Here is an 8,228-nt window from a genome sequence, read left to right on the forward strand (position 1 = left end):
CCATTTTTTAAAAAAAAACAACCCCTTTCTAAAGTTCAGAAAGGGCTTGTTTTTTGTATTATAGTAATTATGCAGTTTTCTTCTTTTTGTTTTCGCTGTAGCCTGCAAAACCTAAGCAAAGTACTAAAAGGATAGTTCCTGCAAGCGAAATTTTCTCGCCCGTGTAATAAGATTTAGGTTCGAACTTGAATTCTACTTTGTGGTTGCCAGCGGGTAGTTGTGCCGCACGTAAAACGTAATCGGCTCTGAAATAAGGTTTTTGTACACCGTCAATATACATGTTCCAGCCTTTGTCGTAATAAATTTCAGAGAATACTGCAATTACATCGCGTGGAGCGCTGTAGCTGTACTCTAAATGATCTGGATGATATTTGTCTAATTTGATAAAGGCTGTTGGATCTGCACCTAAACGAGTAGTATCAAGCAGTTTTTTGTACTGTTCGTCAACGATGGCTTCTTGCTTAGGATCGAAACTGCTGATGGCTGTCATTTCTTCATCGGCATTTTTCACGAACTGAACGCCTTTCACGATCCATGCATTGCCCAAGGCAGTTGAATTTCTGCTCATTTTGTAAGAGCCATTTTGAGGGTCTTGGGTGATGAAGTATTTTGTGTTGAGCATGTCTAAAACGTCTTGGTTTACACTTTTCGAAAACTGATGTTGGATAAGCTCGTCGTATCTCTTTAATTTAGCTGCATGGTAACCGCCCACCGTTTTGTGGAAGTTAGAAGTGCTTGCATCGTTAAAGGTGTTGATACTTTGGTCGTAAACACGGAAGTTCGGGTCTTTATCGCTGGTGATAAAGTTATCTACATCTCTAGGCTGGAAGTAGTTGGCCAAAGTGTTTTTGTTTTCAAAGTTTTTGTTGTTCAGGTACTTTCTGTCAACTTGCCACATATCTATTAATACAGCAAAAGCCAATAAGCCAAAAGCCAGTTGTGTATTTAGCTTTTTGGTAATAAAAGCCCAAACAATTGCATAGCCAATGGCGATAAATAGGAATGCCCTAAAAGCATCGGTACGGGCAATGGCTGCACGGTCGGCTATTAATGCTTCTGTTAACTTTTGTGCTGCACTGGCGTTGTTTTGTAACGCTTGGGTTAAAGCTTGTACAATTTCTGCGTGGTTATTGGTTTTAAAACTGAAAAATAGTGTAGGTGCAATAGCCACTATTAAGGCAAAGCCACCTGTAATACCTGCCGACCAAGTTAGTTTTTTTACCAATTGTTTCTGATCGATATTACCTTCTTGCGCTTCTTTTAAGGCCAAGAATGCTAATATTGGCACCATTAAACCCACTACAGCCAATATAGATTCTACTGCTCTAAATTTGTTGTACAGCGGAAAGTAATTGAAAAATAGATCGGATACCAGAGGGAAGTTTTTACCGAATGAAAGCAACATGAAGAGTATGGTGGTTGCTAAAATCCACCACTTTAATCGGTTACGGACTATAAATAAGCCGAAAATATATAAGAAACAAACAATGGCTCCAAAATAGTAACCACCAGATGTGCCCGGTTTTTCGCCCCAGTATTCTTGCATGTTAAAACCTTGCGCCAATTGTTGGATAATTTGGGTGGTTTGCGCTGGGTCTCCGCCAGAAAAATCTGTTGCTACGGCCTTGTATAAATTGCTTTCTGGCTTTACTAGTTCATCAATTCCTGTGGCACCTCCATAAAGGTTAGGAATTAAGAAGGTGAAACTTTCGCCTACACCCTGGCTCCAAGCGTAAGCATAATCTTTGCTCATGCCTGCTTTTTCTTTTGTACCTGTTTCGGTAGAGGTTAGGTTAGATTTACCTCGATTGGTTTCTGCGGCGTATTCGGAAGTGGTCCATAATAAGCTGGCATTGATCATTACGGCAATTACTACGGCACCAGCTAAAAAGCCAATTGCTTTTCCGAATGCAGGAAGGGTTTTGTTTTTATAGGCTTGATATAACTCCATTCCCACTAAAATTAATACAGAAAGGAATAGGTAATAGGTCATTTGAACGTGGTTAGCCCTAATTTCTAAGGCTAAGAAAAGTGCGGTTAAGCTTGCGCCTAGAAGGTATCTGCCTCGTAAGGTCATTAAAATACCGGCAATAATTGGGGCGAAGAAACCTATAGCCAAAGCTTTATTGCTATGGCCTGTGGCAATTAATACAAAGTTGTAGGTGGTAAAAGCAAAGGCTATGGCCCCGGCCGCGGCCAGCCAAGGGTTTACTTTTAGCGTAATAAATAAGAAATAGGCGCCTACCAATAGTAATAATACTGTACCTACCGGATTTGGGAAGGTTTTGGTAATTAAGGCTATACCATACGTTGCGCCATTGTACGCATACTGTACCCATATTTGGTAGGCCGGCATACCGCCAAACATCTGGTTTGTCCAAAGTGGTCCTTTGCCGTCTTTGTCTTTGTACTCCATGATTTCTTTTTGCATGGCTTTAGACTGGATCACATCGCTTTGCGCTGGTGCTTTACCTTGCAAAACCGGACTGAAATAAACAAAGCAGATGACAACAAATGCTGCTAGAATGGCAAGATGGATGCCGTTTTTATTAAACCAATTATTCATATTAATTTTTAACTCAGCCCAAAAATAGAAATTTGGTGCAGATTAAGAAGAAAAAGTTTCTGATGTGCTCTTTCGAACATTAGAGATTTAATTGATATTTTATTTTTTGGTTAAGCGTGTTGGGGTGAAATACGAGAGATCTGGCCAAGCAGGGTACACCAAAGAAAGAAGCAACAACTTTAATAGGTGCTATAAGTTTTATTAGGCCTTGCCTTTTAGCTTGCCACGCAAATAGCTAATGGCTTCAAAAAGAATAGCTAAAGTGCCCACATATACCGTAAATTGCTCAAATAAATTCATCTTAAGGCATTTGTCTTTTAGATGGTTTGATGCAATAAATGTTACAGTCCGGTGTTGGTTCTAAATAATTTGATGGCAATGGCCAAAAGAATTACGCCAAAACTCTTTCTAAGTACATTTAATCCGTTTTTACCTAAAAGCTTTTCTAATCTGGCCGTATTTTTTAATACAAAATAAACAAATACCATATTTAAAATAATACCTATCAGGATGTTTTCTGTGCGGTATTCTGTTTTTAACGACAGGAGCGTGGTTAAGGTGCCTGCTCCGGCAATTAGTGGGAAAGCCAGCGGAACGATAGAAACAGTTTCGGGCGCTTCATCCCTAAAAAAATGGATACCAAGGACCATTTCCATGGCAATGAAGAAAATTACTAGCGAACCCGCAATTGCAAACGACTGCACATCTACGCCAATTACATTTAAAACAGACTTGCCACAAAATAAAAACAAAATCATGATGGCCGTAGCCACAATAGTTGCCTTTTCTGATTGGATATGCCCTGTTTTTTTGCGCAAAGAAATAATGACCGGAATGGAGCCCAGGATATCAATGATGGCAAACAAAATCATGGAGGTAGAGAGAATTTGATTGAGCTCGAAGTGCAAAGTTTCCATACATTAAAAATTTGATGTAAAAGTAAAGTTAATACTTTGAAAATTAGCTAGCTTTTTACGATTTGTAATAGGTAGTGTTTTTAATGTTTTAATCACAAAGGCACTAATTGTACAAAGGTTTACTTTTCGAATTTTGCTTGTTAAGGTTATTGTTTTGCGATAAAATGAATTGCTTAGGTGTGCGATTGTTATGAATGAAGAAGAATACTCTGTTTAATCAATGCCAAATTCGCTTAGCTCTTCGAGTTCTTTCAAAATTATTAATTCCCATTCTTGTTGTTTATCTGGAAGATTTCCAGATTTCGTTTCTTGGTCGTAGATGACTACTCTTTTTTATAGTCTGCTAAAATTTTAGTGTTAATATCCCTAATCGCTAATTTACCCCAAAATATCTTCTTTTTGTTTTCGTTTACTTCTTTTCTAAACTTACGAAAATAAATTTCGCATAGGTCAAATTGTGTTTGTTGATAGGTTAAGTTATCTGAAATATTTGCTGTGGTATCTATCCAAGAAGCGTTTCTAACAAAATAATGACGAATTTTTTCTTTATAATTTTTGGGAATTTGCATTGAAAATATCCCTGTTAAATTATATTCGCTCCCAAACATGGCGGAAGAACTAGCGCCATTGTTAGCGGTTTTGATAAGAAAATCTTCTTGCTTTAATTTTCTGTCCTTATTCCAATAGATATAGTTTGTGTCAATTTCTTTCTTTTGGGCAAGAGTAAGCCCAGGGTATAGCATAAGAATTATGAATAGGCATTTCATGAGATTAGGAAACTGTTTAAACTGAATAGAATATTTATAAATTACGTTTGTCGAGGTAGGCGCAGAGAACGGCGTCCTCGCTGTTTACGTATTTTCTTTGACAAAAATTTAAAAAGTTTCTAAATCTTTTCCAAAGCCTGTTTCAAATCCTCAATAATATATTCGGGTTCTTCTAAACCCACATAAATTCTAATTAGGATATGCCTTTTATTAGTTGGATCGAAATTAGCTTTGCTCATGCCTGCGCATGCCGGTATTAGCAAGCTTTCGTAACCTCCCCACGATACTGCCATTAAAATATGCTTTAAGCTATTACAGAAGGTTTCTATTTTATCTAGGCTCGAATTTTTAAGTACAATGCTAAATAGGCCACCACAGGCTTTCATTTGTTTTTTAGCTAAGTGGAGCTGTTTATTGGTGGCGCTAAACGGATGTAGTACTTTTTCCACTTTTTCATGTTGTTCTAAATATTCAATTACCTTGCTGGCATTTGAGGTGATTTTTTCGAGGCGAATTGGCAACGTACGCAAGCTTCTAAGCAATAACCAGGCATTTTGTGGCGCTACCGATGCGCCAATGTTCATGTATTCTTTTTCGAATATCTTTTTAATGAGCTGCTTTTTACCAGTAACTACACCAGCAACTACATCGCTGTGGCCCGCTAAATATTTGGTTGCCGATTGTGCCACCAAGTCAATGCCGTAGGCTATGGGTTGTTGGTAAAGCGGCGAGCAATAGCTGTTATCAATCATGGTGATGATGTTGTTGGCTTTTGCTATTTGGGCAATCGTTGCTAAGTCTTGCACTTCGAAACTAAAGGTATTGGGAGATTCTAAGTAAATCAACTTTGTTTGTGGGGTAATTGCAGCTTCAATAGCAGTGGTGTCGCTTCCTTCTACAAAAGTAGTTTTTATACCAAATTTAGGCAGCAAATCATTAAAGAGCTTAATGGTCCAGCTATAGGGGTTTTCTACACAAATAACTTCATCGCCTTGCTTTAGTAAAGCCAAAACCGGGATGCTTACTGCGGCTACACCACTGCCAAATACCAAGGCGTCTTCGGCATCATCAAGCGCAGCGAGCTTTTTTCTTAAAATATCAACCGTTGGGTTAAAGCCACGAGTGTATAAGTTGCCTTGATATTCATCGGCTAATGCAGCTCTAAAATCATCAACGGTATTGAACTTAAAATTACTGGTTTGAACAATAGGGGGGGCAATGGCGTTAAAATAATGATCCCTTTCTTCGCCAAGCTCGTTCAGTATGTAAGATATATCCATTTTTTAAAGTTAAAAGATTAAGGAGCAAGGAACAAGGAATAAAGATTAAAGAACAAGGATTAAGGAACAAAGATTATAGAAGTTGCTTAATAGTTGTTTTCTAGTTTCAATATTTATTGGACAGTTTTTTTGTTGTTGAAAAATCTTTGGATGAAATAAATGGCTACAAAACCTAAGAAGATATATATTCCGTTTAGTGCTGCTTCAGGGTCGTCATTGTAAATACTGATGGCTACAAATAGGTAGGCCGCAATAAAAATAATGGGCATTAGCGGATATAGTTTCATGGTGTAGATAGTGCTTTTATCTAAATGGGCAGTTTTTTTGCGCAAGTAAAAGATGGTGGCGGCAGAGAAAATCATGCCTGCACCGTCCATAAAAATGGTGTAGTTTAAAATTTTATCGAAGGTTTGGGCGTAAAATAGGGTGATAATAGAAAGGATGGTGAAAATGGTTAGGCTTACCACCATTACATCATTTTTACTGGTCTTTTTAGTGAATATTTTAGGTAGTGCGCCTTCTTCGCCCATGGCATACATGGCTCTGGGGTTGCTCAATAAGTTTACGTTTACGTAGCCTAAAACAGAAAGAAATATGAGTACCGAAAGTATGGTGAAACCCGTTGGCCCAAAAATGTGGCCAGCTAAAATGGCGGCAATACTCTCTGCCGATTTGAGCTGCTCGAAACCAATTACTTTTACGTAAGCGTAATTAATGGCCATGTACAAGGTGATGATAATTCCCAGTCCAACTAAAATAGAACGAGGAATAACGGTTTTGGCTTCTTTTGCCTCGCCACCGAAATTAATGGTTTGCTGGTAGCCGCCAAAGCTAAAAGAAACCGCAATTAAGCAGATGCCGAGGGTTTTGCCGTAATCGCTCCAAGTGGCCGGTAAGCCATTGGCAGTACTAAAAACCGAAGGTAATTGGGTTGTTGGTGCACCGAAAAACACGGCGCAAATTAACGTAATTACCATTGCCAGTTTAATAAGGGTAAGAATATTCTGGGTTCTCGAACTGGTTCTCAGTCCCATGAGGTTAATGGTATAAAAAATAATGATACTGACTAAGCCAATGAGAATGCGGTGGTCGTTAGTTTGCATTTCGACCGGGAAAAGTGCTTTGTTTAAATATTCGGCACCAATTAACGACACGCCAGCCACCGATGCCGCATTGCTCACCACAATAATGCAGTTAATGGCAAATGCGATGGAAGGGTGGTAGCAAACCGAGAAAATTTTGTAATAGCCGCCAGTAACTGGGTAACGCGAACCAATTTCGGCATAGGTTAAGGCACCGCAAAGTGCTACCAGGCCGCCCACTATCCATGCTAAGAAAAATAATTCTGGAATTTGTGCTTTGGCAGCTACGTTAACGGGGGTTCTAAAAATTCCCATGCCTATTACCAGGCTTACTACAATCATCGAAAGGTCGAAGAGGGAAAGTTGCTTTTTTTCAGGGTTCATCTAAAATTTTAGTTTGTTGGTTGGTTGAGGTTTTTGGCCAGTGCTTTTGTTGTTTTTACATTGTGGTTGGTGTTATCATTATACCACAAAAATGGTAACGGTAACAACACTAGACTATAGGTTAATGGTATAAACCTGAACTCGATTAATAAATGATTTAAAAAATTAGTCAATCAAAGTAATTATGTTTATAGAGGTCATAACTTAACTGCATATTAAATCAGCTTGAGAAACTGGATTTCTATTCACCATCCTTTTGATTAGATTGTTAAAGATTGTTTGCTTGGACTGTGAACGATTAATTCTGAAGCAGAACTCGCTCAAATACCGGTTGATATTAGCGGCCGAAACCCAAGAGTACGTTGTTCTCAGCCAAGATTTTACTTGATGGATCATGGTATGCAGCACTGGAAAATTCTTGCCCTTATTACTCTTGGTCTGGGTAATGTTAAAATCTCTTATTGGTCGATAACCCCTCCAGTCATCTGTAACAACTTGGGCTGATTTATCAATATGTTTATCGAAAATTGTCCGTAGAGATCTCGATGAAAAATCTTCTATTTTTAAAGCGTAAAAACGTTTAACTTTCCCCTGCTCTGTGAGCTCTACAGCACATACGACCTTTTTCTTTTTAGCATCGTAGCTTCGACCTTGTTTATTTTCTTCTTTTCCCCCAACCGTAAATTCATCAATTTGGACCAAGCCCTGCATACCGTCTTTTTCATCAGATCTCATTGCCTCACGAACTTTATGCATGAATAGGCGGGCTGTGTTTTCTGCAACTCCATAACGAACGGACATTTGTAGGGCAGACAAATCTTTGGTCGTGGTACTCATTTCAAAACAAATAAAAAAGGCTTTTCTCAAACCAAATTTAACTCGGTGAAAAAGTGTTCCTGAACTTGGGCTTTCCGTGTCACTACAAACATTACAAGTCCTTGAAAAGTCTTTTCTAACCTGATATTTCGTATGGCCACATTTGCGACAGGAATAGCCCTTTTCCCACTTCCAATGTGCAAGATATTTTTCACAATCTAACTCTGTTTTGAAGTGTTCAGCAAACTCTAGAAGATTTTGACCCTTAAAAATTTCCATTTTTCCCCTTTTTAGACAATTAAAGATATGAAATTATCTAAAGACCTCTATATGTTTATATTTAAGTTTCTGACATTCAAATATTTAAACATAAAAAACAGATGATTGACTACTCTAAAATTAGTGATATTTTTTGT

Annotated in this window: 6 protein-coding genes; all 6 read right to left on the bottom strand. The window is 38.2% G+C overall.

The window, feature by feature from the left end; translation table 11 throughout:
- Window positions 1–67: 67 nt before the first annotated feature.
- Window positions 68–2,566: a YfhO family protein gene (locus B3I52_RS03380; RefSeq protein ID WP_293298736.1), complete on the bottom strand. Its 2,499-nt coding sequence runs from the start codon at window positions 2,564–2,566 to the stop codon at window positions 68–70.
- Window positions 2,567–2,907: 341 nt separating this feature from the next.
- Window positions 2,908–3,483 (bottom strand): MarC family protein, encoded by a 576-nt coding sequence (locus B3I52_RS03385; RefSeq protein ID WP_414691868.1) that lies wholly within the window; start codon window positions 3,481–3,483, stop codon window positions 2,908–2,910.
- A gap of 323 nt (window positions 3,484–3,806) precedes the next feature.
- On the bottom strand, window positions 3,807–4,250 hold the full coding sequence (locus B3I52_RS03390; RefSeq protein ID WP_293298739.1) for a hypothetical protein: 444 nt from the start codon (window positions 4,248–4,250) through the stop codon (window positions 3,807–3,809).
- A gap of 119 nt (window positions 4,251–4,369) precedes the next feature.
- Window positions 4,370–5,530, bottom strand: coding sequence for a trans-sulfuration enzyme family protein (locus B3I52_RS03395; RefSeq protein WP_293298741.1), 1,161 nt, complete (start codon window positions 5,528–5,530; stop codon window positions 4,370–4,372).
- Between the two features lie 113 nt (window positions 5,531–5,643).
- Complete coding sequence (locus tag B3I52_RS03400; RefSeq protein WP_293298744.1) at window positions 5,644–6,996, bottom strand: APC family permease; 1,353 nt, start codon at window positions 6,994–6,996, stop codon at window positions 5,644–5,646.
- Between the two features lie 204 nt (window positions 6,997–7,200).
- Window positions 7,201–8,091 (bottom strand): IS1595 family transposase, encoded by an 891-nt coding sequence (locus tag B3I52_RS03405; protein ID WP_293298746.1) that lies wholly within the window; start codon window positions 8,089–8,091, stop codon window positions 7,201–7,203.
- Window positions 8,092–8,228 lie beyond the last annotated feature (137 nt).

It is taken from the genome of Pedobacter sp. UBA4863 (assembly GCF_002399615.1).
In the GTDB taxonomy this organism is placed as follows: Bacteria; Bacteroidota; Bacteroidia; order Sphingobacteriales; family Sphingobacteriaceae; genus Pedobacter.